Source organism: Neorhodopirellula pilleata, assembly GCF_007859915.1.
In the GTDB taxonomy this organism is placed as follows: Bacteria; Planctomycetota; Planctomycetia; order Pirellulales; family Pirellulaceae; genus Rhodopirellula; species Rhodopirellula pilleata.
On record NZ_SJPM01000004.1, the window covers coordinates 164,276 to 187,779 of the forward strand.

Here is a 23,504-nt window from a genome sequence, read left to right on the forward strand (position 1 = left end):
AGGTCAGACGGAGGAAAAAGCATCGACACCCCGAACATACACCTTGACGTACACAATAGAAAGTATACCTTTGGGTGAATGTCTTGAGGCGACGCGAATGATGGCTTCGGATTCTTCCCACCAACTGCCCCTCCAACGAGAAACCTGTTCATGCTGAGCGAAAAAACGATTCGGATTGTCAAAGAGATCACGCCACTGGTTGCCGCCAACGCGGAAACCATCACGCGTCGCTTTTACGAACGGATGTTCGAGGCGAATCCGGAAGTGAAAGTGTTTTTCAACCAAGCCCACCAGCACACCGGTGGTCAGCAAAAGGCTCTCGCGGGTGCGATCTGTGCCTACTTCACCCACATCGACAATCCCGCCGTGTTGATGCCGGCAGTCGAGTTGATCGCACAGAAGCACGTTTCGCTTGGCATCAAGGCCGAACACTATCCGATTGTCGGCAGCAACCTGCTCGGCGCGATCGGCGACGTGATGGGTGATGCGGCGACGCCCGAGATCGTCGAAGCGGTCGGCGAAGCTTATGGATTCCTCGCCGACATCTTCATCGGTCGCGAAGGTGCGATCTACGAAGAACAAGCGTCAGCACCCGGCGGATGGAACGGCACGCGAACCTTTGTTGTCGCCAAGAAGGTCCCCGAGAGCGACATCGTGACGTCGTTCTACTTGAAGCCCGAAGACGAAGGACCGCTGCCACCTTTCAAACCCGGCCAGTACATCACGGTCCACATCGACCACCCCCACACACCGACTTCGCCACGCAACTACAGCCTGTCGGACTGTGCCAGCCAACCTCACTACCGGATCAGCGTCAAACGCGAAGAACGACTCGCCGCCGATGCACCCGATGGATTGATCTCCAATCACCTGCACGATGGCATCGAAGAAGGCCACACCATCCAGCTCGGCCCGCCATGTGGCGAGTTCACTGTTGATCCCAATGAAGTCGCCAAACCGGTCGTCCTGATCGCCGGCGGTATCGGTGTCACGCCACTGTTGTCGATGGCGAAGTCGATCATTCACGCCAATCCCGATGCGCAGATTACCTTCATTCAAGCCGCTCGCAACAGCAAGGTGCAAGCCTTCGCAGACGAGCTTCGCAACCTGTCACAAGCTGGATCGAACGTTCGCACCAAAGTCATTTACGACGCACCGCTTCCGGGCGATGTCGAAGACGGCAAGTGCGACGGCACCGGTTTCGTCACGACGGACTTGCTCCGCGATTGGACACCGTTTGCCGACGCGGACTTTTACTTCTGCGGTCCGAAGCCGTTCATGCAGAACATGCATGCGTGCCTACAAGAACTCGGCGTCGACGAACATCGCGTTCGTTACGAATTCTTTGGCCCGAAGGAAGAACTGGTCACCGCGTAACGCAGGATTCCTCGTAAACGCTGAGAGCCGACGGCGATAACCGCAGGTTCCACACTCCCTGATTCATACTCGACACCCGCGGTTAGCGCCGTCGGCTCACAAGAGATACCTCCCATGAAACGTTTATGGATGGCCTTTGCGGCCGTGATGATCGTCTCCTTCCTAATCCTTGGCTGGATCGGGACACGAATCTATCAAGAGATGCCGCCGATTCCCGATAAGTATGTCACGACCGATGGCGTGACGCTGATCGACAGCGGAGAAGTTGGCGAGGGTCAAAATGTTTGGCAGTCGCTTGGCGGAATGCAGGTCGGCTCCATTTGGGGTCACGGCAGTTACGTCGCTCCGGACTGGACCGCCGATTGGTTGCATCGTGAATCCGTGTTCATTCTCGACAAGTGGTCGGGGGCTGAGTTTAGTCAGCCGTTCGCTCAACTCGATTCAGAACGACAAGCCCAACTGAGCGGCCGTTTGTCGGACCTGATGCGAACCAACACGTTCGACGAATCCAGTGGTATTGTCACGATTGACCCGCTGCGGGCCGAAGCTTTCAACGCCAATGTCGATCACTACCGAACCGTGTTCATCGACGGCAACGCGGACTACGCCATTCCCGCCAATTCGATCTCCAGCGAAGAGCGACTGCGTAAGTTCTCGGCGTTCGTGTTTTGGACATCGTGGGCCGCTTCCACAACCCGTCCCAACGACATTGCCAGCTACACGAACAACTGGCCCCACGAACCGTTGGTTGGAAATCGACCGACCGGCGACAACATTGTTTGGACGGGCGTCAGCGTTATCATGCTGCTGGCGGGCATTTCCGGGATGGCCTGGTGGTACGCATCGCGGCGTGAAGAAGAAGAGAAGCCCGACAGCATTCCCTCCTACGATCCGCTGTCCCGTTGGCAAGCGACGCCATCGCAAAAAGCGACGATCAAGTACTTCTGGATCGTCGCAGCGTTAATCTTTGCTCAGATGGGACTCGGGATTGTCACAGCCCACTACGGTGTCGAAGGCGAAGGCTTTTACGGCTTTCCGTTGGCTGAGTATTTGCCCTACAGCGTCTCCCGAACTTGGCACGTTCAAATCGGATTGTTTTGGATTGCCACCGCTTGGCTTGCTTCGGGATTGTTCATCGGTCCGTTGGTCAGCAATCACGAACCGAAGTTTCAGCGACTCGGCGTGAACGTTCTGTTCGGTGCGTTGCTGTTGGTCGTCGTCGGGTCGCTGGCCGGTGAATGGTTGAGCGTCAAGAACTACATGAGCGACACCGTGTCGTTTTACCTCGGTCACCAAGGATACGAGTATGTCGAACTCGGCCGCGTCTGGCAGATCGGATTGATGGTCGGCTTGCTGCTGTGGCTGGTGTTGATGCTTCGAGTGCTATGGCCGGCGCTGCGGCAAAAAGGCGACCCAAACTCCACCGAAGCCAATTCGCAGCGTCACCTCGTCGCTTTGCTTGCCGTTGCGACCGGAGCGATTGCGTTGTTCTACGGAGCCGGTTTGACATGGGGTCAACACTCGCACCTGACAATGGTCGAGTACTGGCGATGGTGGGTCGTTCACTTGTGGGTCGAAGGCTTCTTTGAAGTCTTTGCCACCACCGTGATCGCGTTCGTATTCATGCGGTTGAACCTCGTTCGTCCAGGACTGTCTGCCGCGGCGGCGTTGTTGGCCGCGACGATCTTCTTGTCCGGCGGTATCATCGGGACACTGCACCACCTGTATTTCTCTGGCACGCCGACCGTGGCACTCGCTTGGGGATCGGTGTTCAGTGCCCTGGAAGTTGTGCCGCTGACGCTGATCGGGTTTGACGCGATGGAAGACCTTCGTCGCAGCAAATCATCACCGTGGGTGCAACGCTACAAGTGGCCGATCTACTTCTTCGTCTCCGTGGCGGTTTGGAACATGATCGGTGCAGGCATCTTTGGGTTCATGATCAACCCACCGATCGCCCTGTACTACATGCAAGGTTTGAACACGACCCCGCTTCATGCACACGCGGCACTGTTCGGCGTGTACGGGATGCTTGGCATTGGGTTGATGCTGATGTGTTTGCGAGTGTTGATTCCCGGCCGACCGTGGAAAGACGGCATGTTGAAGATCGGATTCTGGGGCATGAACATCGGGCTAGCCGCGATGTGCTTGCTGAGCCTCTTGCCGGTCGGTCTGTTGCAAACCAAAGCATCCGTTGAAAGCGGCTACTGGTTCGCTCGCAGCAGCGAGTTCATGCAAACCGACTTGATGCAAACACTCCGGTGGATGCGAGTTCCTGGCGACACGATCTTCTTCCTCGGCGCGGTTGCACTTGTCTGGTTCATCTTCGGACTCTGGACCGGCCATTCGTTCTCGAAGAAACCGGATGGATTCGACCCACCCGAAAACGACGGAGAAGACACGTCGGAGGTAATCAGCGAACTGGAACGTGAGCCTGCACTGATGAGTTGAGCTGAATCAAAAGACGATTGGTAGAAGATTGTTGGTAGAAGATTTTCACTTGTCGTCTTTCGGTTCCTTTCCATTTTCCACCAGTAATTTTCTACCAATTCATCTTTCTAGGAAACCCACTGATGCTAACCCTCGATCCCGAACAAACCGTTGGCGATTTCGTTCGCCAGAAACCAACCCGCGCTCGCGTTTTTGAGTCGCTCAAAATCGACTATTGCTGTGGCGGCAAGATCTCGCTCAACCGTGCTTGCGAAAAACGCGGCATTGCAGTCGACGAAGTAATGCAAGCCATCACGACAAACGACGCTCAAGCTGACACGGACACGCTGGTGGACGTCGACGCAATGGGATTGACCGAACTGGCCGATCACATCGAAACCACACACCACGCCTATCTGCGTGAAGAGTTGCCACGGCTCGATTTCATGACCGAAAAGGTTTCGCGAGTCCACGGAGACAAGGACGAGCGGCTATTCAAGATGCGTGAGGCCTTCGTCGCCCTCAAAGCAGAACTGGAACCGCACATGATGAAAGAGGAAAAGATCCTATTTCCGATCGTGCGTCAGTTGGAAGCGTCTGCCGAACGTCAGGAATTCCATTGCGGCAGTGTCGCGAATCCGATCCGCCAAATGGAACACGAGCATGATCAAGCGGGTAACGCACTGGCGATTTTGAGTGAGTCCACCGACGGCTACACGCCGCCCGAGTGGGCCTGCAACACGTACCGTGCGATGCTGGACTCGCTCTCGCAACTCCAGCGAGACATGCACCAACACATCCACAAGGAGAACAACGTGTTGTTTCCTAAAGCGATTCAACTCGAACAAGGCAAAGGTTGAAACGATGACCATCGCCACTCATCCGAAAGCTGGTTCGCACGCCAAGCCTTCCCCCGCGATGCCGGGCGAGAAACTCGACGCATCCAAGATGCCGGGGCACTGGCTGCTGGCACGCATGGGCAAGCGAGTCCTGCGCCCCGGTGGTATCGAACTGACCCGGCGGATGCTTGATTCATTGATGATTTCATCCTCCGACACGGTCGTCGAACTCGCACCGGGGTTGGGCACCACGGCTCGCATGACACTGGCGAAGCGCCCGGCGGCGTACATCGCCGTCGAACGCGACCCCGACGCGGCGGCTCAAGTGCAAGCCTTGGTGTCCGATCCGCGTGACCGCTGCGTCCAAGGCAATGCGGCACAAACAGGTTTGCCAAGCGAGTCGGCGGACGTCGTTTACGGCGAAGCGATGTTGACGATGCAAGTCGCCAGTAAAAAACAGGCGATCGCCGAAGAAGCCTGGCGAATTTTGCGTCCCGGCGGTCGCTACGCGATTCACGAACTCGGTTTGATGCCGGACGACCTCGATGAATCGCTCAAGGACGCGATCATGCAAGATGTCTCCGAAGCGATCCACGTCGGCGCTCGTCCGCTGACCGTTTCGGAGTGGCGGCAAACGCTCGAAGCGGCCGGATTGCGTGTCGATTCATCGACGTGCGTGACTGCTCCGATGCACTTATTGGAACCGCGACGTGTCCTGGCCGATGAAGGTTTCTTCGGCACCGCTCGGATCGCTTTCAACGTATTGCGAACACCCGCCGCACGAAAACGAATTCACGCGATGCGTCGCGTTTTTCGTCGTTATGAAGATCACCTTTGCGCCGTCACAATGGTCGGCCAGAAATCCTAATTCCTTCCAACTTTAGAGAATTTAAAGATGATTCGTTACCTCACCCTCCTCCAATTCACAGACCAAGGCGCTCGCAACGTTGACAAATCAGTGCAACGAGCATCGGACTTCGGGAAATCCGTCAGTGACGCTGGCGGCAAGCTGGTCTCGCAAGTTTGGACCGTTGGCCAGTACGACGGTTGCGTCGTGTTTGAAACGCCCGATGAAGCGATCGGTTCTGCTTTGTTGATCAAACTGGCCAAAGACGGCAACGTGCGTACCCAGACGATGCGCTGCTACGACAACCAAGAATTCGAGAACGTATTGAAGGCGGTATCATGAGCGACCAAGCCAAGACCTTCCTCGACCTTGCCACCGAAGTCGAGATCCAATCCGGCGGAACGATCAGCAAAACGCTGCATCAAGACGACGCACTGAAAGTGGTTCTGTTCGGCTTCGACGCCGGCCAAGAGCTGTCCGAACACACCGCCGCGGTTCCCGCGATCCTGCAGTTTCTCGATGGCGACGCCACGGTGACCTTGGGTGACGAAACGATCCACGCATCGACGGGCACGTTCGTTCACATGGCCGCAAATCTGTCGCACAGCATCACGGCGAATACGCCAACAAAGATGCTGTTATTGCTGCTCAAGGGAGCGAAGTCGAATGCGTAAATCCAGGATGGATTTTGGTAGAAGATTGCTGGTAGCGAATTTTTCCGCTGGCCATTTTCTACCAATAATTTTCTACCTGTTCGTCGCTCTCCCCATCCACGCAGGTGAGAAGTGGACCGGATTTCGTAGCGATGGCAGCGGGACCGTGACTGCAGACTTGCCGACACGTTGGTCGCCCGATGAGGGTATCGCTTGGCAAGCTGATATCCCCGGCTACGGGCAATCATCGCCAGTCGTTTGGGGCGATCATGTCTACGTGACCAGCAGCGAGGGACCATGGCAACAAGACTGCCAAGTTCACGCGTTCGATTTGCAGTCGGGAGAGAATCTTTGGACCACGCACGTGGAAGCGACCACGAAAGTTGAAAACTACTTTCGCAATAGTCGTGCCGCGCCGACGTGCTGCGTCGATGAATCAGGTGTGTACTCGTTCTTTGCCAATGGCGACGTGACGGCGATGACGCACGCGGGAAAAATACGTTGGAGCACCCCGGTAATCAAAACGTTCGGCGAAGTCGATAACGAACGCGGCGTCGCCAGTTCGCTCGCTCAAACCGAAACGCACCTATTCGTTCTGGTTGACCATCATGGGCCGTCGTATCTGTCGTCTATCGACAAACGCAGCGGCGACGTGGTTTGGAAAGCCGACCGAGGTGATCGGGTTCCGTCGTGGTCCTCGCCGGTGATCGCGAAGACTGGAAAGCAAGCCATCGTCGTTACCAGCTCGGCCGATACCGTGGATGCCTATGACGCGGCGAGCGGAAAACGCCTGTGGCAGCTCGATGGCTTGCAAGGCAACCACATTCCCTCCGCATCGGTCATTGGCAATCGCATCTTCGTCGGATCAACGACGATGTACGGCGGCGCGACCGACGAAGACGCCGTCGCGGGATCGAACTGTTGCATTGAACTGACCGAAGACGACGGCAAACTCGGCTACAAAGTCCGCTGGGGTGCCGAGCGAGCGAACTCGTATTATTCAACGCCGCTCGCCTTCGCCGGATACGTTTACTATGTGAACAAGGTCGGCGTCTTGTACTGCGTCAACCAAGAATCAGGCGACCAAGTCTTCGCGAAACGAATTGGCAATCCGTGCTGGGCCTCGGCTGTTGGCGTCACGAAGCCTGATGGCGAACAACTCGTCTACTTCGTTCTGAAAAACGGTTTTACCATCGTGCTGCGACCCGGCAACGAATACGACCAAGTCGCCCGCAACCAGCTCTATGATGCCAGCGCGATGATGGACGCACGCGAGACGGCAGAGAAACAACGCAAAGCCAACACAGTGCCGGCCGATCAGGCGAAGCCAAAGTCCGGTCCTGAAAAGGTTTTCGCGGGCATGCCCGAAAGCCAACTCCATCAAATGTTTTCCTACGGCGATCCAATGGTCTACGGCGTCGCGGTCGCGAGGGACCGGTTGCTGATCCGCACCGGGCAGACTCTGTTCTGCGTGGGGCAACAACCGAAAGGCGTCGCAAAATGAAGCCAACATGGAATCCCGAATCGGATCAGGTCAATCGTGATCAGGTCAGCGCGTACGACGAAATGCGTCTCCGCTGCCCGGTCGCCCATAGTGAATCGCTTGGTTGGTCGGTGTTTCGCCATGCTGATGTCATGCGAGTGCTTCATGAGCATCAAACATTTAGCAATCAGGTGTCCCAACATCTATCGGTTCCCAATGGCATGGACCCGCCTGAGCATACGGTGTATCGCAAGATCATCGAACGCTATTTCACGAGCGACTCAGTGGCCGCTTTCGAGCCAACGTGTCAACAGATTGCGACCAAATTGCTGCGAGAAGCGTATGGCCGCGGCAGCGATATCGAAGTGATGACCGAGTTGGCTTCCCACTTTGCCGTCCGCGTTCAATGTGCGTTTCTTGGCTGGCCAACCGACCTGCATGATCCGCTTCTACGTTGGGCCAGTGATCAACAGCATGCGACTGGCGCGGGAGATCGTGAATCGCTGTCGCGTCTCGCCGCTGAATTGCAACTGATCGTGAATGACCTGATCAGCAACCGTCGATTGAACAACGCCGACACCAACAACGATGTGACTTCGTCGCTGATGAATGAGACCATCAGCCAACGACAACTCAGCAACGAAGAGGTATCGAGCATACTGCGAAACTGGACCGTTGGTGAGTTGGCGACCATCGCCGCCTCCATCGGAATTCTAATTCACCATTTGGCTCAACATCCTGACCATCAAAGCCTGCTTCGTCGCGACCCATCCATGCTGCCCGTTGCGATCGACGAAATCCTGCGAGTCCACAATCCGCTGCATGGCAACCGACGCAAAACGACATGCCCCGCTCAGCTCGGCGGCGTCGACATCGACGCGGGTGAGCGAGTTTACCTGAACTGGATCGCCGCCAACCGCGATGAGATCGTTTTTGAAGACGCGGGTACAGTGAAGTTTGATCGTGACCCACAACATAACTTGCTCTACGGATCCGGTATTCACGTTTGCCCCGGCGCTCCACTGGCACGAATGGAACTGCGAGTCATGATGGAGTCGCTCTTGCAGCAAACAGCGTCATTCACGCTGGACCCAACACGCACCGCTGAACCGGCCGCCTATCCGGACAGTGGCTACACAACCGTTTTCACTCGTTTCCAATGGAAGTAGACATCATGGCCATCTCTCACGCGAAGCCTGCGCAAGTCATCAACCTCGAGCCGCTGGGTGACAAGATTGCAAGCTCGAAAACTCATACGCTGTTCAAGACCGACATGATGGAGGCGATCCGATTGGTGTTGCCCGCCGGCAAGCAAATCGCTGAACACAAAGCCCCCGGTGAAATCACCGTCCAGTGCCTCGAAGGCCAAATTAGTTTTTCGGCCGATGGGAATTCGCACACGCTGAATGGAGGCGAGCTGTTGTACCTGGAAACCGCCGTCCCGCACGCGGTTGAAGCGATCAAAGATTCCACGGTCCTGGTCACGATTGTGTTTAGCCGATCAAAGTAGCGGCATCGTTCACTAGCGAGGTTTCTCTCATGTCTGACTCAAGAATTGCCAGTTTGCCACCCAGTGCGACCGTCGGAGATTGGGTGGCCAACTATCCCGAGACGGCCGAAGTCTTTGACATGCTTCAAATCGACTACTGCTGCGACGGTACCAAGCCGCTGGAGAATGCGTGTTGGGAGAATGGCCTCGAAGTCATTCGAGTTCATTCGTTGCTGAAACACACCGTTGCGCAAGCGGGGAACAAGCACGAAACGGACTGGATGCATGCGTCTCTTACCAAGCTTTGTGACGAAATCGAACACACGCATCACAAATTGTTGAAGGAGACGTTGCCGTTGCTTAGCGACATGATGGCGGAAGTCGTTTCCCTTCACGGTGAGAGCCACGAATCCTTGCACGAAGTCCAACAGCACTTCATGAATTGGCGGGACGATATTCTTGGTGTGATGGCCGAAGAGGAGCGTAGCCTGTTTCCCGCCATTCGGGAACTTGAAGCAGGCGGTAAACCTGACGCTTGCCTTCGAGCATCGTTGAACAAAATGATTCACCGCATCCAATTCAATCACGAAGACATTGGAAAGGCATTGAAGAACGCACGAACCGCGTCCGAGAATTTCAAAGCGCCCTGCGATGCGTGTCCGAAGTTCGCTCAGATGTACGGCCTGTTACGTTGGATCGAAAACGATGTCCGGCACCATGTTCACAAAGAAGAATCAATCCTGTTTCCGCGGGTGCGTCAGTCGTTGAACCATGCCATCGGCGTTAATCCTGGCGAGTGAATTTGGCGATTTGTCTTTCCTTCGTCGTTTCAAACTCACGCAACCGCTGGGCCAATTCCACGACGGATGCCGCTGCTGTGCAATCCGCCATCCGATCGAGCAACTCGGTAAGTCGTTGATCCGAGGTCAGAGCACAGCCAAGCGCGTCGTGAAAGCTAGGCTCGTCACTACAGCAACAGTCTGCAGCATGAATCGCATCGCTGCTCAGTTGCGGGCCGGTGATCAAGTAGGTTGCGTGTTCTGGGTCAAGCTGCTCCATCTCACCACGAATCACCTGAGATGAACGTGTCTCCAGCTCAACCAAATGATCCAACAGAATGTCGGCTTGGGGATCAACGCTCGCACCGACGAGCTGTCGATAACGAAGGGCCCTCTGGTTGTGGTAGTCCGCCAACATGGCCAGCACATCGTAAACCGTTCGAGGTTGTTTCATCGTTCCGATCTCCTTACATGGCACCGCAGGCCTGGACAATTGAACTTACTCACCGTATTCTATACCTAAAGGTGTTCGTTCGGAAGCTGGGAAGCGAATTGTCGCCCGAACGCTCCGCCGATCGGAATTCAAACCGCAAACCGATTGCGCGACTACCACTCACTTGGAAACATCAATGCCGAATAGATCGTTCACAGTTCGCGTTCAGCGACAAGACCATCCTTCCAAGCCGAGTTACTGGCAATCGTTCTCGCTTAACTACGAAGCCAGTTTGAACATCACAAGTGTCTTGCAGCGCATCGCGGCGAAGCCAGAGACACAAGATGGTGCGAAGGTCACGCCAGTCGCGTACGAGTCGGGATGTTTGGAGGAGGTTTGCGGTTCGTGCACCATGCGAATCAACGGCCGCGTTCGACAAGCTTGCTCTGCATTGGTGGACCGCTTGCTGGAAGACGACCCAAGCGGAATTGAATTGCGTCCGATGAGCAAGTTTCCTGTCGTGCGTGATCTGTGCGTGGATCGTTACCGAATGTTCCGCGCTCTTGAGCGGCTGGAATGCTGGATTCCCGTTGACGGCTACTACGACATGGGTGGCGGCCCCAAGCAAAGTGTCCAGCAGCAGGAACAGAACTACCCGCTCAGCCAATGCATGAGTTGCGGTTGTTGCCTGGAAGCGTGCCCGCAGTATCAGCAAGTTTCGATCCTGCGACAGGACGACGAAACCGACATCGAGTATGAGCAGCGTCGGGACGAAGACCTGGACCGTCACTTCATCGGGGCGGCTCCGATGAGCCAAGCCGTGTTGATGAACTCCAACCCGACAGGGCAGGCGATGGCGTCGCAGCGTCTCGAGTCGCTAATTGCACCAGGTGGCATTCAAAATTGCGGCAAGGCTGGGAATTGCCAAGCCGTTTGCCCGAAAGCGATCCCGTTGATGGAATCATGGGGCCGCGTTAACCGTAGTGCAACTCTGCATGTGATCAAGAAGTTCTTCGATGGTTGAACCCGTACGTGGTCCGAAGCGATTTTTGTACTGGTGCGGCGCGGCGTTCTTCTTCACGCTCGCCATGATCGGTGTCGTGCTGCCCGGCATTCCAACGACACCGTTCCTGTTGTTGATGTGCTATTTCCTGCTCCGCGTGTCACCGGCTCTGCATGCCAAAGCGATGGCATGGCCCATTGTTGGCGGACCGCTGCAAGATTGGCGCGACCAAGGCGGTGTTCGCCCCAAGGTGAAACGCTTGGCCTACGCGATGGTCACGCTGTTGGTCGGTTCAACGCTAATTTTCAGTTCACTTGGCCCCGCGTTCAAGTTGGTCGTTTTCTGCGCGGCGGTCTACGGCGTTTCGGTGGTCGCTCGCTTACCCGTCGCCCGTGGCGATTTGGCTAAGTAATGAGTGAACCAAAGCGTGGTTGCTTTCATCGTCTGCAACACCGAACGCAAACGAAGTTGCCAAACCTCGCGGTAACTCCAGAGAACATCCGACGGCTACTGTTGACTCAGTGTCAGGCCGCGAAGGCTATCGTCGCCGCTGTTGTCAACGACCGCATCCAATGCACCGGTCAGAACAAAACCATCGACGCGGGCGCGAGCTTGGGCGAGTTGTTGTTGAGAAACGATGTACTGCAAGTTCGTATCGAAATACGTTCGACGCGCCACTAGAACTTGCACGAAACTCGTCTCGCCAGCTTTGTAAGCGAGTTCAGCCAGCTTCAAACCCTCTTCGGCGTTGGGAAGGATGTCGTTGGAATACTGCTCCACGGCTACCAGGGAAGAATCGAAGTCTCGCGAGACCTGGGCCAAGCGTGCTTTGATCGAGTTTTGAATTCGGTCAAGTTCGCGTGACGCACGCACGTACTCAGCGCGGGCCGCCGAAATGTTGCCTTGGTTCTTGTTGAAGACCGGGATCGGTGCTCCGACTTGAAAGTTGATCATGCCGTTGTCCGTGCCGTTGTCATACCCAGAGGCAAGTTGCAAATCTAGGTTCGGAATCGGCTGAGCCTGTTGGCGGCAAAGGTTGGCTCTGGCTTGATTGATTCGGGCCTGCGCGGCCTGCACTTCGGGGCTCGATGCGATCATCGTGGCCGCAACGCTGGGCCAGTCCAAGGCGGAATCCGCGTTGGGCAGTGCGCCTAGTAGTGCCACGGGCATCATGTCGGGATTGCCGGCCAATGCGGCCATCTCTCGCCAAGCGGCGTCGAAGCGAATCTGGGCTTGCCGGAGAGCCAAGTCGATCTCGTTCTTTTGAACCTTTGCTTGAACGATTTCCAGCTGCGAGCCTTCCTGTGCCTCTTTGAGTTGCTCGGCTATATCGACTCCCTTGTCAGCGACCGATTGGAAATCGCGGATCAAATTCACTCGTTGCTGTGCCGCCAAGGCATCGTAGAACGTGATGCGAATGTCAGTCGCGATACGGTATTTCTGAGCTTCCAGCTGCATCAGCTGCGCACGCAAGGCTTCATTGAGCACGGCGCGATTGAGCGCAAGTTTGTCGCCAGTGATGATTGTTTGCGAGATGAACACCGAGTGCTGATCGGTACCTTGGTCGGCGAGTTGGACAGCGCTGTAGCCGAGTACAGGGTTGGCACGCAGCCCGACTTGGCATTTGAAACCCGCGGCTTTTTGCGTTGTCGCGACCAATTCAGCGATGGTCGGATTGTTCGCCAAAGCCATCGACTCGATCGCTTCGAGCGTCAATCCGGCGGGCTGTTCGCTGAGGTAGTACTCATTGCCGGTTGAAAATGGCACAACGGCGACTTCGCTGAGCGACTGTTCGGGCAAATCCAGCGCCATGATGCCTCGCAAGGAACCGGCGGACTCCTTATCGGAATCGTCCTCTTCCGTTGCAACGGGTTTGTCGTCATCCGACTTGTCGTTGTATGCGACCGTGATCACGGGTGCCGCAACGATGGCCGTCGCCGGTGTTGAGGCGACGTTCGCTTCGCTCGATTGAAGCATTGTGGGATTGTGAGCTGATGTCGCAACTTGATTGCCAACACTCTGGCAACCCGCCGTGAAACTCATCGCTGAACCCAGCATCAATGTCATACTCAAAGCCGCACGCAACCGCCGACGCCGCGATTGACGAGTACGATTGCTGGTCGGTTGTGTTGCGATCACCGCGTTTTCCTCCGTGAAAAAATGAGACCAGCCGTTGGTTCCTATCGGTTAGGGACGAGGGGATTTTCACGTCGTACCCTTGCAATCCGGCCTATCGCAACCTGCTCAGGTCGGGTGATGCGGGTCGTACGGAAGATCGGTGCGGAAGAGGTCCGCAGAAGTGCGTCCAACAGGTGGCCGCTTGACGCCGGATTCCGTTCCGGCGAACGTCATTTATTCAACTGTCTTGGACACAAGCCTAGTGATGGCCACCATGAAGATGCGTCGTCGTGTGGGGAACGGCGTCGATGTGCGTGGTAGTGTGAGGAACCGCGTGCAGATGATTGCCATGTTGCTGGTAATCAATGTGCGTCTGTGTGTGAGGCACGTAGTCGGTGTGCGTTTGCGAATGCAGGTGCGGTTGCTGATACGATGGGCGGTAAGACTGATACGGTTGAGTGTAAGTCTGGCGAATGCCGTTTCGGTAAATCACTCGTCCTTGCTGCGGATACGACTGTCCCTGGATATACTGTTGCTGCGGGTATTGCTGCTGGTACTGGCCCTGAATCACGGGCCGGGCCGATTGATAGCGTTGCTGATACGGCTGCGTCGTGGTTGGGTAATTGCCGTACGGCGACACATGATCGACGTGCGTGGTCGTGTGCGGGACGCGGTCAATGTGGGTTGTTGTGTGAGGCACCGCGTCAACGTGATTGCCATGTTGGACGTAATCGGTGTGCGTCGTCGTGTGTGGCACATGGTCAATGTGCGTGGTCGTGTGGGGAACGCTCCACTGGGCTTGTGCGGTGGTCGCGACAGCCAAAACGGCGAATGCTGAGAGGAAACATTTCATTGGTCTAAACTCCTAACGTGGGGCAAACTGTGAAGGACAATGCAAATCCGTCGAATTGTTCGCATCGCCCGCTAAGGGTTATTGTACCATCCCACGCGAGGGGTGCAATCGCGTCGATCTGCTGCGACTTATCTTGAAATGAGATCGTAATGAGGTCGCGATGTATTCAACTTGACGTCAGGCATCTGGTGTCAAACCTGGGAATTCACTGGTTTTTCGGTTTGGCACACGCAATGCGTTAGATGTGTTTCCAGCGGCACTTGCCGTGAACCTCCCCTCGAATTTCAGGACTGACACCTTATGAATCGTGCCTTCGCAATTGCCGCTCTCGCAGCAGGATTGTTCGCCTTTGCCGGAAATACCGGTGCCACCGCTAGCGACTACTTTCATGGTGGTCATGGCGGACACCACGCCTACTCCGGCGGCCATCACGGTGGCGGTCACCATGGCGGCTACGCTCAAGCACCGGTTCAAACCTATGGCAATTACGGCTATACATCGAACTACGGCGGTTATGGATACGGCCAAACGTACCAACCGAGCTATCAACCGCAATACCAGCAACAGTACTCTCCTACCTACCGATCACAACCCTATCGTCAACGCGGTGGATTGCACCTTGATATCGGACGCTTCCATGTTCTAGGTGCTGGCGGCCATCACTAATCAAGCGTTGTTCGCTTGCGAATGTTACCGACCGTTCTGAATCGACTGGACGGGCGAGCAAGTCTCGTCCGTCCTTCTTGTCTCTGTGCAAAACTTACAACGAAATGAAAAACATGCCGAAACACGCCGTTGTTGCGCTCGCCGCATTCGCTTTCGCTTCCTTTTCGCAAATGCAACCAGCAACTGCTCAGCACTGGCATGGATATGGTCATGGAACTCATCACCATACCGACCACGGACATTTTTACGGGCACTACCAGGGCGGTCATCACTATGCGCACGACTCGTACCACTACCAAGACAGCCATCACGGTCACGCCCCGATCGCTCTCGGATACGTCGACATGCCGCTGAACCAATATCACAGCAACAACAGCGTGTACTGCCCCGACGATGTCGGTTGCCCGTTGCAGTACAACCAGCCCGCACTAGGTGGATTGTCCCAACAGATTCCACCCCATCAGGATGCACCCTACCTCGACGCACCCCGTCAGTATGAAATTCCAAACGGCGCGACGGGTTCCTATAATGACCACGGCCACCATGCCAACGATGGCCATGATCATGGCGACCATTCACACGATGGTCACGCACACGGCCCTGTGAATCCAAGTCCCCGAAACCCCGCCGTCACTTTCGGCACGCCTGATCGTCAGCCGATGACTGCTCCAACGCTTCCTCACCGCGATGCAGTCCCGCAACCTCCCCGCTTCAATGCACCGAGCAACCGCCAACCGCCATCCAGCAACCCACCAACGAACGACGGCCCAATCCGAATGGACGGTCCGCCTCCGAGCCTAACGACATTGGGAAGATCAGCTGATACCGGTCAGTTGACGCAGCGAAGGAACGTCAAAGTTAGCTTGGGAGCAGAGTGAGCAATCGCATTTTGACAAAGTCGCGAATCTCGTCACGGACTCGGCGCTAAAGATCCAGTAGCCTTGCGGCTCCGTAGATATGTGTCTGCAATACGCGACATCGCACGATCTAATGCAATGCCAACGAACTGTTCGGCCATTGTTGAATTTGCTCACCGTCGCAGCAAGCGTAGTCCGTTCGCAATGACCAGCAACGATGCCCCCATATCGGCAGCAATCGCGGCCCACAACGACGCGAAGCCGGCAAAAGTCAGGATCACGAACAGCACTTTCAAAGCCAGCGAGAAAACAATGTTCTGGCGTATGATCTTCAGTGTTCGACGCGAATGATGAATCAACCACGGCAGCTTCGAGAGATCGTCGGACATCAAAGCGATGTCAGCGGTCTCGATAGCTGCATCGCTTCCGGCGGCTCCCATCGCAAGGCCAAGTGATGCACGGGCGAGTGCCGGTGCGTCATTAACCCCGTCTCCGATCATGGCGACGTATCCGTACTTCTCGACCAGCCGTTCGACGGCTGCGACTTTGTCTTCGGGCAGTAGTTCAGCATGAACTTCGTCGATACCAGCTTGCTTAGCGATTGCCTTCGCGGTCCCTTCATTGTCACCGGTCAACATGACCAAATGCTCGACACCCGCTTCGTGAAGCTGGCGAATCGCGTCGCGAGTTTCTTTGCGAATGGCATCTGCCAGTGTGATAAAACCGCAAACATGTTCCTCATTGCCAACAACCACGACGGTTCGCCCTGCTTCCTGCATCGACTCAAGTTGCTCATGAACTTCGGGCGTCTCCTGGCCCCGCTGTTCCAAGTAGCGATGCGATCCAAGCCAAAAGGCTTTTCCGTTGATAACGCCCGCCGCACCTTTGCCTTGGATCGTTTCAAAGTTGTCGGCGGCGACCAACTCAATGTTCCTGCGTTTCGCTTCATCGACAATTGCACGTGCGAGCGGATGATTGCTGTTGAGTTCCAAAGCACCGGCTCGCATCAGTAGTTCGGCTTCATCGTGTCCATTCATCGGCACAACATCCACCACAGCGGGCGCTCCCTGCGTGAGCGTGCCGGTTTTGTCCATCGCAATCGCCTTCAGTTGAGCCGGTAGCTCAATGAACACTCCACCTTTGATGAGGACGCCGTTTCGGGCAGCCGCCGCCAAAGCAGCAACGACGCTGACAGGCGTGGAAATCACGAGGGCACAAGGACACGCGATCACCAGCAGAACCAGCGAGCGGTACAGCCACACGGACCAAGCACCGTCAAAAGCCAATGGCGGTATCAGCAGCATCAACAGAGCCACGATCATCACAGCGGGCGTGTAAACAGCCGCGAATTTTTCGACCCACTTCTCGGATGGAGCACGCTTGGAACCAGCATCGCCCACCATCTTGATGATGCGAGCAAGCGTCGTATCGTCGGCAGCTTTGGTCGTTTCAATTTCCAACAGTCCGTCACCGTTGATGGTTCCGGCAAAAACCTCGTCGCCCAACTCTTTTTCAACAGGAACGCTCTCTCCGGTGATCGGAGCTTGATTGACGCCGCTAGTGCCGCTGATAACTCGACCATCAAGAGGTATCTTCTCACCGGGACGCACAACGACTGTCGAACCCACGGTAACCTCCGCCGGAGCCACGTCTCTGACCTCACCCGTTTCATCTCGGAAGTGAGCCGTCGGAGGCGACAGGTCCATCAAAGACGCAATCGCTCGGCGTGCCCGGCCAACACTCCACGATTCCAGCAACAGGGATAGCGAAAACAAAAAAGCGACGGTCGCGCCCTCGAACCATTCGCCGATCAGCACCGCTCCAACGACGGCCACCGACATCAACAAGTTCATGTCGGGGCGAAACGAGATGAGTGACCGCCATGCTTTCGGCAGCACCATCAAAAGCCCGGCCAAAATGCCGATGCAGTACAAAGCGATCGACGCCCACGGTACGGATTCCGACTCACCGGCAAAGGTCAGTTGCCAAATCAACCCGGCCAATCCGAACAGCCCACTTACCGCAGTCAGAATCGAACGCTGATGCAGTTGCCAAAATGTTTGGTCTTCACCCGCTGCACTGCCGCCTCGCCAAGGTTCGGATTTGAGCCCAGACCTCTCAACGGCAGTCAGCACATCCGCCCGCGAAATGTCCAACGACGACGTATCGACGGTCAGCTTTCCATTAAGCAAATCAAAACCAAGCCGGTCTTGATCGCCAATCAACGGTATCAACTCACGTTTGAGCAGCGATACTTCTTCGGCACAGTCCATGCCGTGGATTCGTAAAATGATCGGTTCGTTGATAGGGTCATTCATTCGTTCGTTTCAACCTCAGACGGAGTTACATTCCAAGCGTCACGCCCTGCTTCAAAGGCTTCCCAAGCGACGTATGGCACAATCAACAGTGCGGCCACGGGATCAGCCCACCACCAACCTTGCCACTGAACCAGCCCAATGCCGATCAAGACGACGATGGTTTGGTACTCGCAAATCATCGTGTCGATGGCGTCATATTTCAGAGTCGCCGAATCGGTCTTCTTGCCATAGTGATACTTGCCCCACGCCAACATCGGGTTGACGACTAACGACACCAGCAAGATGCCAATGCCCCACCACGACATCGACGAAGTTTCTTGACTGATGAACTTGCTGATCGCCTCGTAGCAGATGAACAGGACAGCGATGGTAAATGCAGTCGACAAAACACTCAACGCGATCTTCTTTCGTTTACGCTTCGCTCGCTCATCAATTCCATTGGCAACGCCGTTCAGTTGCCAAATCATAAACGCTGCGGAGTTCGCTTCGACGATGCTATCGACACCCCAACTGATCAATGCCGAACTGCCCGTCATGAACCCAGCCGTCAGCGAGATCGCCACCTCGATGATGTTGTAGATCAAGCTGGCAATCTCGACGTTGCGGCCCTTGCGAATCCATTTAGTTCGTTCTTCGCTCATCCCAATTCCTCCTCGATCAAGTGTTCCGATAGAGCTTCCAACAGCTCTTTGTGGCTTTGCGTTCCAACAAGCCTTTGCACCTCAATTCCATCAACGAATATCAGCAGCATTGGGTATTTGTCGATGTTGTACTTCTCTTTGATGAACGGGTTTTGGTCGATGTTCAATTCGGCGATTTTGGCTCTGCCCGACAAGTCCGATGCAAGTTCACGAATCGTCGGCTTCATGGCGATGCAAGGCTGACACCAAGGTGCCCACATATCGACCAATACGGGAAGCACACTGTCGATGACCTCGTTTTGAAAATTCGCGTCGGTTAATTGAATGGGATCGGCATCATTCACGGATGCAGTGTCGTTCACCGGCGACGAATCGCGACCGCATCCGGCAGCGAGCAGAACGAGAACGACAAGAGTCTTTGCGGAGTGATGATGATGATTCGTAAACGACATGACGAGTTATTCGCTTTGGACAATGATTCGCCAACGACCGCCGATGCGAGGGATTCCTCGCATCGACGGCAGAGAAGCAATCATTCGCTGGGGACTATTTCTTCGGTTTGGACGTGAACGTTCCGCTCGGGCCTTCGAGCTTCACCGGTTCCTTGCCAGCTTTCTCGATCGCTTCCCACATTTGCAGCGGCGATGGGGTCGCGCTGCTCTTGGGGGTCACGGTCGCGGTCTTCGACTTGACATCCATCTTGACGTCGCCGACGCCGGAGACTTCGGTCAACTTCGCCGCCACCTTCTTGGCGCAGTTCTCACAAGTGAGAACCTTCAAGGTGATGGTGGTTTTGGTCGTCGAAGCGCCGACCGCATCGGCGGCATTGGCAACGCGGCTATGGGCCGTCATGCAAATGGCAGCGGCGAACGTCAGGACAAGACATAGGGAGATACGGTACATTTTCAGATTCCTTTCAGGTAACTAACAGAAACTCAAGACCAGACAAAAAAACGTGGCTGGGGGCGAGCGACTCAGCGGGCTGGCCAAATGCGCTACCGTTTTTCCCCCAGCCACTACTGATCAAACGGCTATCGCTGTGGGTGGGTTGAGGATTCAACTTTGGCCAAGGGCATGGTTGAATCCTCGCTGTTCTCTATTCTTCCGGTTGCGGTGGTTTGTGGCCCGTCTTGGCTTCGTAAGTCGCTGCGAACTTGTCGAAACGTTTGGGGCTGCAAATGAAACACTGTGATTCTGGTCGATCGTGCTCGTCGCACCAATCTCCATCCTCCTTGAACTTCGACACCAGCGACTTGTCGCAGAGCGCACATTCTTCCTCGGGCACACCATGTTCGACGCACCACCAACCACCGTGGCTGTGATCGACGTTGGTTGCCGCGACGGGATCTGCTGCACCGTCGCTTGTGACTTGGTCTTTATTGCATCCACTCAAGCCGATCGCCATGGCGGCGATGGTTGCGAGCGAGATGCCTTTGAAGCTAGTCATCCAATTCATCATTGTCATCGTAAAATTCTCCTTCGGCATGGCCGAACTAAAGTTAGACCGATGCCGTTTCAGACGCGCGCCTGATATCCGGGTCAATCGGTTCATGGGGTTCAAGACGATGACCGTCATCGTCATCACCTGCATCAGCATCACTGCGCAGTTTTTCCATCGGCGTGTTGAACACGACGTAGAGCACTCGAAGCACGAGCAAACTCATCACCATCGCGCTGCACACGCCGCCAATGACCACCGTTGCCAGTGGTCGTTGCACTTCGGCGCCCATCCCGGTGCTGAATGCCATCGGGACGAATCCAAGGCTCGCCACGAGCGTCGTCATCAAGATTGGACGCAATCGTGTCATCGCGGCCTCTTCGACCGCTTCGTCAAGTGATCGCCCTTTTCGTCGCAGTTGCCGAATCGTTGACACAAGCAGCATGTCATCGAGCACCGCGACTCCGGACAATGCGATGAATCCAACCGCTGCCGAAATCGAAAACGGCATGTCGCGAATCCACAACGCCAGAATCCCGCCAATCCACGCGAATGGAACGCCTGTAAAGACTCGGAACGAGTCAACCCAGTTGCGATAGGTCATGTAAAGCAGCGAGAGAATCATTAGGAGTGCAATTGGCACCACGATCATCAGGCGGGTTTGAGCACGCTGTAGATTCTCGAATTGCCCACCCCATTCGATGCGGTAGCGTCCGGCGGGCAATTGCACCTTTTCAGCAACCACACGTTGAGCTTCGGCAACAAAGCTGCCCAAGTCGCGACCACGGACATTCGATTCAATTGTGATCCGTCGTTGATACCAATCTCGCTTGATCGTGTTCCAACCTTCCACGGTTTCGATCGTGGCCAGTCGGGAGAGCGGGATACGTTCGCCAGATGGCGTGGCAACCAAGATTTGCTTGATGGCCTCCGGATTAGCGCGAGCTTCTTCAGGCAGTCGGATGATCAGTGGAAACCGCAATTGGCCTTCGTAGACTTCGCCGACGTTATGCGTGCCCAAAGAGCGGACAAGATTCATGACCGTGCTGGCGGGGACTCCGTAGCGAGCGATCTGGTCTTGGTTGATGCGAATTTGCAGAACCGGCTGACCAGAAACCTGTTCGACTTTCACGTCTTCCGAACCGGGAATCGAGTTGAGTGCCCGCTCAATTTCTTCGGCTTTCTCTACCATCACATCCAAGTCATCGCCGTAAAGAATCGCGGCGACATCCGAGCGTACACCCGAGATCATTTCGTTCATTCGCATTTCAATCGGCTGCGACATCGCCAATCGCGGACCGGGTAGATCACGCAGCTCTTCCTGCACCTTGATCACCAATTCATCCTGCGTTTCGGCGCGCGTCCATTTCTCACGTGGATGCAGCGTCAGAAACAAGTCGGTCAACTCCGTACCCATTGGGTCGGTCGCCACCTCCGCCGTTCCGATGCGACTCCAGACCTGTGCGACTTCATCCGGAAACTTTTCCAGAATGACCTGTTCCATTTTCGTGTTGTAACGCATGGATTCTTCCAGCGTCGTCCCCGCGAGTCGCACCACGTTGATTGTGATAGCACCTTCAGAAAGTCGTGGGACGAACTCGCTGCCGAGATTCGGAGCGACGAGGCCAAACACGGTTACGAGTAACAACAGGGCCGATCCGATAATGAACGTCTTGTGGTGCATCGTGAACCGCAATACCGGCGCGTAGAGGCGTTTTAACACGCGAATCAGTAGCGGCTCGGTTTCCTTGATGTTCTTGGGAAGGAACAGACTCGCCAACACGGGCATCAGTGTCAGTGAAAGAACCATCGACCCGGCAAGAGCCATAATCACGGTCATTGCCATCGGTCGGAACAGCTTGCCTTCGATGCCTTCAAGCGTCAGGATCGGCAAGTAGACGATCATGATGATCAGTTCGCCAAACATGGTCGGCTTGCGAACCTCAACCGCCGCATCGCGAATGATCTGCAAGCGACTGCGACCGTCCGACTTGTGCGTCAAGCAACGAACGCAGTTCTCGATCATCACGACTGAACTATCTACGACCAATCCGAAGTCGATGGCACCGAGGCTAAGCAAGCTGGCAGCAATGCCGAACTTCAGCATTCCTGAGAACGCGAACAGCATCGACAGCGGAATTGCGAGCGCCACAATGATTCCTGCTCGCAGATTTCCCAGGAAAATGAACAACACTGCAACGACCAGCAAACCGCCCTCGAACAGATTCTTCTGAACCGTGTGAATGACATGATCAATTAGCTCGGTACGGTCATAGACCGTTTGAATCTTGACGCCAGCAGGGAGTGATTCCTGAATACCTTCGATCTTTTCTTTGATGGCCCAAGTGACGTCGTGGCTGTTTTCGCCCATCAGCATGAAGCCCAACCCCAACACCGCTTCACCGCGACCGTTTGCCGTGACCGCGCCCCGCCGAATCTCATGCCCAATCATCACATCGGCGACGTCGCGAATGCGAACTGGCACGCCATCCTTGGAAGTGATGACGATGTCTTCGATCTCCTTGATATTGACCGTTCGGCCAATTCCATGCACCAGCAGCATTTCGCTGCCGTCAGTGACCGTACCGCCGCCGACATTCTCGTTGTTCGTTTCAATTGCATCAGATACCTGCTCGAAGGTCAGGCCGTACTTGAACAGCCCTTCGGGATCGAGACGAATCTGATATTGCTTCTCGTACCCGCCCCAACTGTTCACTTCGGCCACACCTCGAACCGATCGCAACTGTGGCTTGACCACCCAGTCGTGAATCGTTCGCAACTCGGTCATGCGTTTAATACGCTCGGCCTGAGAGGCTTCCGAGAAGTCAACACCGTCGTAAACCAGAACGTAGTGAAAGACTTCGCCCAAACCGGTCGAGACCGGACCCATCTGCGGTCGGCTGATACCGTCGGGTAGCTCGACTGTGGATAACCGTTCGTTAATCAACTGACGAGCAAAATAGATGTCGATGCCATCATCAAAAATGACCACGACCTGTGACAGACCGAACTTGGAGATCGAACGCAATTCGTGGAGTCCCGGCAATCCGCTGATTGCCTGCTCGACGGGAAAGGTGATCTGCCGTTCGATTTCTTCAGACGCCAGCGACGGGGCGACCGTGTTGATCTGAATTTGAACCGGTGTGGTGTCCGGGAATGCGTCGATATCGAGCTGTTGGAGTGAGAACACGCCTACAACCGCGAACAACGCCGCCGTTAGTATCACGAGCGCACGATGGCGCAGTGATACGTCGATTAGCCAATTTAGCATCCGTGCTCTCCT

The 23,504-nt window shown here is 55.5% G+C and carries 23 protein-coding genes; 14 read left to right on the top strand and 9 right to left on the bottom strand.

Annotated elements, in window-relative coordinates; genetic code table 11:
• Window positions 1-150 precede the first annotated feature (150 nt).
• The 10 genes from hmpA to Pla100_RS11600 all read left to right on the top strand — a co-directional run bounded on the left by hmpA (window position 151) and on the right by Pla100_RS11600 (window position 9,915).
• A complete protein-coding gene (hmpA, locus tag Pla100_RS11555; RefSeq protein WP_146577856.1) occupies window positions 151-1,377 on the top strand; it encodes an NO-inducible flavohemoprotein in 1,227 nt (408 codons plus the stop codon).
• Window positions 1,378-1,491: 114 nt separating this feature from the next.
• Entirely contained in the window at window positions 1,492-3,825 is a 2,334-nt protein-coding gene (locus Pla100_RS11560; protein ID WP_146577857.1) for a nitric-oxide reductase large subunit, read from the top strand.
• Between the two features lie 122 nt (window positions 3,826-3,947).
• The gene (gene ric / locus Pla100_RS11565) at window positions 3,948-4,664 is read left to right on the top strand and encodes an iron-sulfur cluster repair di-iron protein (RefSeq protein WP_146577858.1); all 717 of its coding nucleotides are present in this window, start codon (window positions 3,948-3,950) and stop codon (window positions 4,662-4,664) included.
• Between the two features lie 4 nt (window positions 4,665-4,668).
• Entirely contained in the window at window positions 4,669-5,511 is an 843-nt protein-coding gene (locus tag Pla100_RS11570) for a class I SAM-dependent methyltransferase (RefSeq protein WP_231602970.1), read from the top strand.
• Between the two features lie 27 nt (window positions 5,512-5,538).
• On the top strand, window positions 5,539-5,832 hold the full coding sequence (locus Pla100_RS11575) for a GYD domain-containing protein (protein WP_146577859.1): 294 nt from the start codon (window positions 5,539-5,541) through the stop codon (window positions 5,830-5,832).
• On the top strand, window positions 5,829-6,164 hold the full coding sequence (locus tag Pla100_RS11580) for a cupin domain-containing protein (RefSeq protein WP_146577860.1): 336 nt from the start codon (window positions 5,829-5,831) through the stop codon (window positions 6,162-6,164). Before Pla100_RS11575 ends, Pla100_RS11580 begins: the two co-directional genes overlap by 4 nt.
• A 145-nt stretch (window positions 6,165-6,309) precedes the next feature.
• Entirely contained in the window at window positions 6,310-7,647 is a 1,338-nt protein-coding gene (locus Pla100_RS11585; protein WP_231602971.1) for an outer membrane protein assembly factor BamB family protein, read from the top strand.
• A complete protein-coding gene (locus Pla100_RS11590) occupies window positions 7,644-8,795 on the top strand; it encodes a cytochrome P450 (protein WP_146577861.1) in 1,152 nt (383 codons plus the stop codon). The genes Pla100_RS11585 and Pla100_RS11590 overlap by 4 nt, the downstream gene beginning before the upstream one ends.
• A 5-nt stretch (window positions 8,796-8,800) precedes the next feature.
• Window positions 8,801-9,136, top strand: coding sequence for a cupin domain-containing protein (locus tag Pla100_RS11595; protein WP_146577862.1), 336 nt, complete (start codon window positions 8,801-8,803; stop codon window positions 9,134-9,136).
• A 29-nt stretch (window positions 9,137-9,165) separates the two neighbouring features.
• A complete protein-coding gene (locus Pla100_RS11600; protein ID WP_146577863.1) occupies window positions 9,166-9,915 on the top strand; it encodes a DUF542 domain-containing protein in 750 nt (249 codons plus the stop codon).
• Here Pla100_RS11600 and Pla100_RS11605 read toward each other — a convergent pair.
• The gene (locus tag Pla100_RS11605; protein ID WP_146577864.1) at window positions 9,899-10,348 is read right to left on the bottom strand and encodes a hypothetical protein; all 450 of its coding nucleotides are present in this window, start codon (window positions 10,346-10,348) and stop codon (window positions 9,899-9,901) included. The genes Pla100_RS11600 and Pla100_RS11605 overlap by 17 nt on opposite strands.
• Window positions 10,349-10,523: 175 nt before the next feature.
• On the opposite strand from Pla100_RS11605, the gene sdhB reads away from it, so the two are divergent.
• Complete coding sequence (sdhB, locus tag Pla100_RS11610; RefSeq protein ID WP_146577865.1) at window positions 10,524-11,351, top strand: succinate dehydrogenase iron-sulfur subunit; 828 nt, start codon at window positions 10,524-10,526, stop codon at window positions 11,349-11,351.
• Entirely contained in the window at window positions 11,344-11,742 is a 399-nt protein-coding gene (locus Pla100_RS11615; protein WP_146577866.1) for a YbaN family protein, read from the top strand. Before sdhB ends, Pla100_RS11615 begins: the two co-directional genes overlap by 8 nt.
• Before the next feature lie 95 nt (window positions 11,743-11,837).
• Here Pla100_RS11615 and Pla100_RS11620 read toward each other — a convergent pair whose 3' ends face one another.
• Entirely contained in the window at window positions 11,838-13,469 is a 1,632-nt protein-coding gene (locus Pla100_RS11620) for a TolC family protein (protein WP_146577867.1), read from the bottom strand.
• A 238-nt stretch (window positions 13,470-13,707) separates the two neighbouring features.
• Window positions 13,708-14,301 (bottom strand): hypothetical protein, encoded by a 594-nt coding sequence (locus Pla100_RS11625; RefSeq protein WP_146458968.1) that lies wholly within the window; start codon window positions 14,299-14,301, stop codon window positions 13,708-13,710.
• Between the two features lie 300 nt (window positions 14,302-14,601).
• On the opposite strand from Pla100_RS11625, the gene Pla100_RS11630 reads away from it, so the two are divergent.
• Entirely contained in the window at window positions 14,602-14,967 is a 366-nt protein-coding gene (locus Pla100_RS11630) for a hypothetical protein (RefSeq protein WP_146577868.1), read from the top strand.
• A 113-nt stretch (window positions 14,968-15,080) separates the two neighbouring features.
• On the top strand, window positions 15,081-15,845 hold the full coding sequence (locus tag Pla100_RS31580) for a hypothetical protein (protein WP_231602972.1): 765 nt from the start codon (window positions 15,081-15,083) through the stop codon (window positions 15,843-15,845).
• 152 nt (window positions 15,846-15,997) lie between these two features.
• Here the strand turns inward: Pla100_RS31580 and Pla100_RS11640 are convergent, their stop codons facing one another.
• The 6 genes from Pla100_RS11640 to Pla100_RS11665 form a co-directional block, all read right to left on the bottom strand.
• Window positions 15,998-18,142, bottom strand: coding sequence for a heavy metal translocating P-type ATPase (locus Pla100_RS11640; protein WP_197167860.1), 2,145 nt, complete (start codon window positions 18,140-18,142; stop codon window positions 15,998-16,000).
• Window positions 18,139-18,783, bottom strand: a complete 645-nt coding sequence (locus Pla100_RS11645) for a cation diffusion facilitator family transporter (protein ID WP_231602973.1) — start codon at window positions 18,781-18,783, stop codon at window positions 18,139-18,141. Before Pla100_RS11645 ends, Pla100_RS11640 begins: the two co-directional genes overlap by 4 nt.
• Complete coding sequence (locus Pla100_RS11650) at window positions 18,780-19,235, bottom strand: thioredoxin family protein (protein WP_146577869.1); 456 nt, start codon at window positions 19,233-19,235, stop codon at window positions 18,780-18,782. The genes Pla100_RS11645 and Pla100_RS11650 overlap by 4 nt, the downstream gene beginning before the upstream one ends.
• A 94-nt stretch (window positions 19,236-19,329) precedes the next feature.
• Complete coding sequence (locus Pla100_RS11655; protein ID WP_231602974.1) at window positions 19,330-19,686, bottom strand: heavy-metal-associated domain-containing protein; 357 nt, start codon at window positions 19,684-19,686, stop codon at window positions 19,330-19,332.
• Window positions 19,687-19,879: 193 nt separating this feature from the next.
• Complete coding sequence (locus Pla100_RS11660) at window positions 19,880-20,239, bottom strand: RND transporter (protein WP_146578126.1); 360 nt, start codon at window positions 20,237-20,239, stop codon at window positions 19,880-19,882.
• Window positions 20,240-20,282: 43 nt separating this feature from the next.
• Complete coding sequence (locus Pla100_RS11665) at window positions 20,283-23,492, bottom strand: efflux RND transporter permease subunit (protein WP_146577870.1); 3,210 nt, start codon at window positions 23,490-23,492, stop codon at window positions 20,283-20,285.
• Window positions 23,493-23,504 lie beyond the last annotated feature (12 nt).

Coding starts and splice junctions, on each gene's coding strand:
- hmpA (WP_146577856.1), top strand. CDS start 151: ATGCTGAGCGAAAAAACGATTCGGATTGTCAAAGAGATCACGCCACTG.
- Pla100_RS11560 (WP_146577857.1), top strand. CDS start 1,492: ATGAAACGTTTATGGATGGCCTTTGCGGCCGTGATGATCGTCTCCTTC.
- ric (WP_146577858.1), top strand. CDS start 3,948: ATGCTAACCCTCGATCCCGAACAAACCGTTGGCGATTTCGTTCGCCAG.
- Pla100_RS11570 (WP_231602970.1), top strand. CDS start 4,669: ATGACCATCGCCACTCATCCGAAAGCTGGTTCGCACGCCAAGCCTTCC.
- Pla100_RS11575 (WP_146577859.1), top strand. CDS start 5,539: ATGATTCGTTACCTCACCCTCCTCCAATTCACAGACCAAGGCGCTCGC.
- Pla100_RS11580 (WP_146577860.1), top strand. CDS start 5,829: ATGAGCGACCAAGCCAAGACCTTCCTCGACCTTGCCACCGAAGTCGAG.
- Pla100_RS11590 (WP_146577861.1), top strand. CDS start 7,644: ATGAAGCCAACATGGAATCCCGAATCGGATCAGGTCAATCGTGATCAG.
- Pla100_RS11595 (WP_146577862.1), top strand. CDS start 8,801: ATGGCCATCTCTCACGCGAAGCCTGCGCAAGTCATCAACCTCGAGCCG.
- Pla100_RS11600 (WP_146577863.1), top strand. CDS start 9,166: ATGTCTGACTCAAGAATTGCCAGTTTGCCACCCAGTGCGACCGTCGGA.
- Pla100_RS11605 (WP_146577864.1), bottom strand. CDS start 10,348: ATGAAACAACCTCGAACGGTTTACGATGTGCTGGCCATGTTGGCGGAC.
- sdhB (WP_146577865.1), top strand. CDS start 10,524: ATGCCGAATAGATCGTTCACAGTTCGCGTTCAGCGACAAGACCATCCT.
- Pla100_RS11615 (WP_146577866.1), top strand. CDS start 11,344: ATGGTTGAACCCGTACGTGGTCCGAAGCGATTTTTGTACTGGTGCGGC.
- Pla100_RS11625 (WP_146458968.1), bottom strand. CDS start 14,301: ATGAAATGTTTCCTCTCAGCATTCGCCGTTTTGGCTGTCGCGACCACC.
- Pla100_RS11630 (WP_146577868.1), top strand. CDS start 14,602: ATGAATCGTGCCTTCGCAATTGCCGCTCTCGCAGCAGGATTGTTCGCC.
- Pla100_RS31580 (WP_231602972.1), top strand. CDS start 15,081: ATGCCGAAACACGCCGTTGTTGCGCTCGCCGCATTCGCTTTCGCTTCC.
- Pla100_RS11640 (WP_197167860.1), bottom strand. CDS start 18,142: ATGAATGACCCTATCAACGAACCGATCATTTTACGAATCCACGGCATG.
- Pla100_RS11645 (WP_231602973.1), bottom strand. CDS start 18,783: ATGAGCGAAGAACGAACTAAATGGATTCGCAAGGGCCGCAACGTCGAG.
- Pla100_RS11650 (WP_146577869.1), bottom strand. CDS start 19,235: ATGTCGTTTACGAATCATCATCATCACTCCGCAAAGACTCTTGTCGTT.
- Pla100_RS11655 (WP_231602974.1), bottom strand. CDS start 19,686: ATGTACCGTATCTCCCTATGTCTTGTCCTGACGTTCGCCGCTGCCATT.
- Pla100_RS11660 (WP_146578126.1), bottom strand. CDS start 20,239: ATGAATTGGATGACTAGCTTCAAAGGCATCTCGCTCGCAACCATCGCC.
- Pla100_RS11665 (WP_146577870.1), bottom strand. CDS start 23,492: ATGCTAAATTGGCTAATCGACGTATCACTGCGCCATCGTGCGCTCGTG.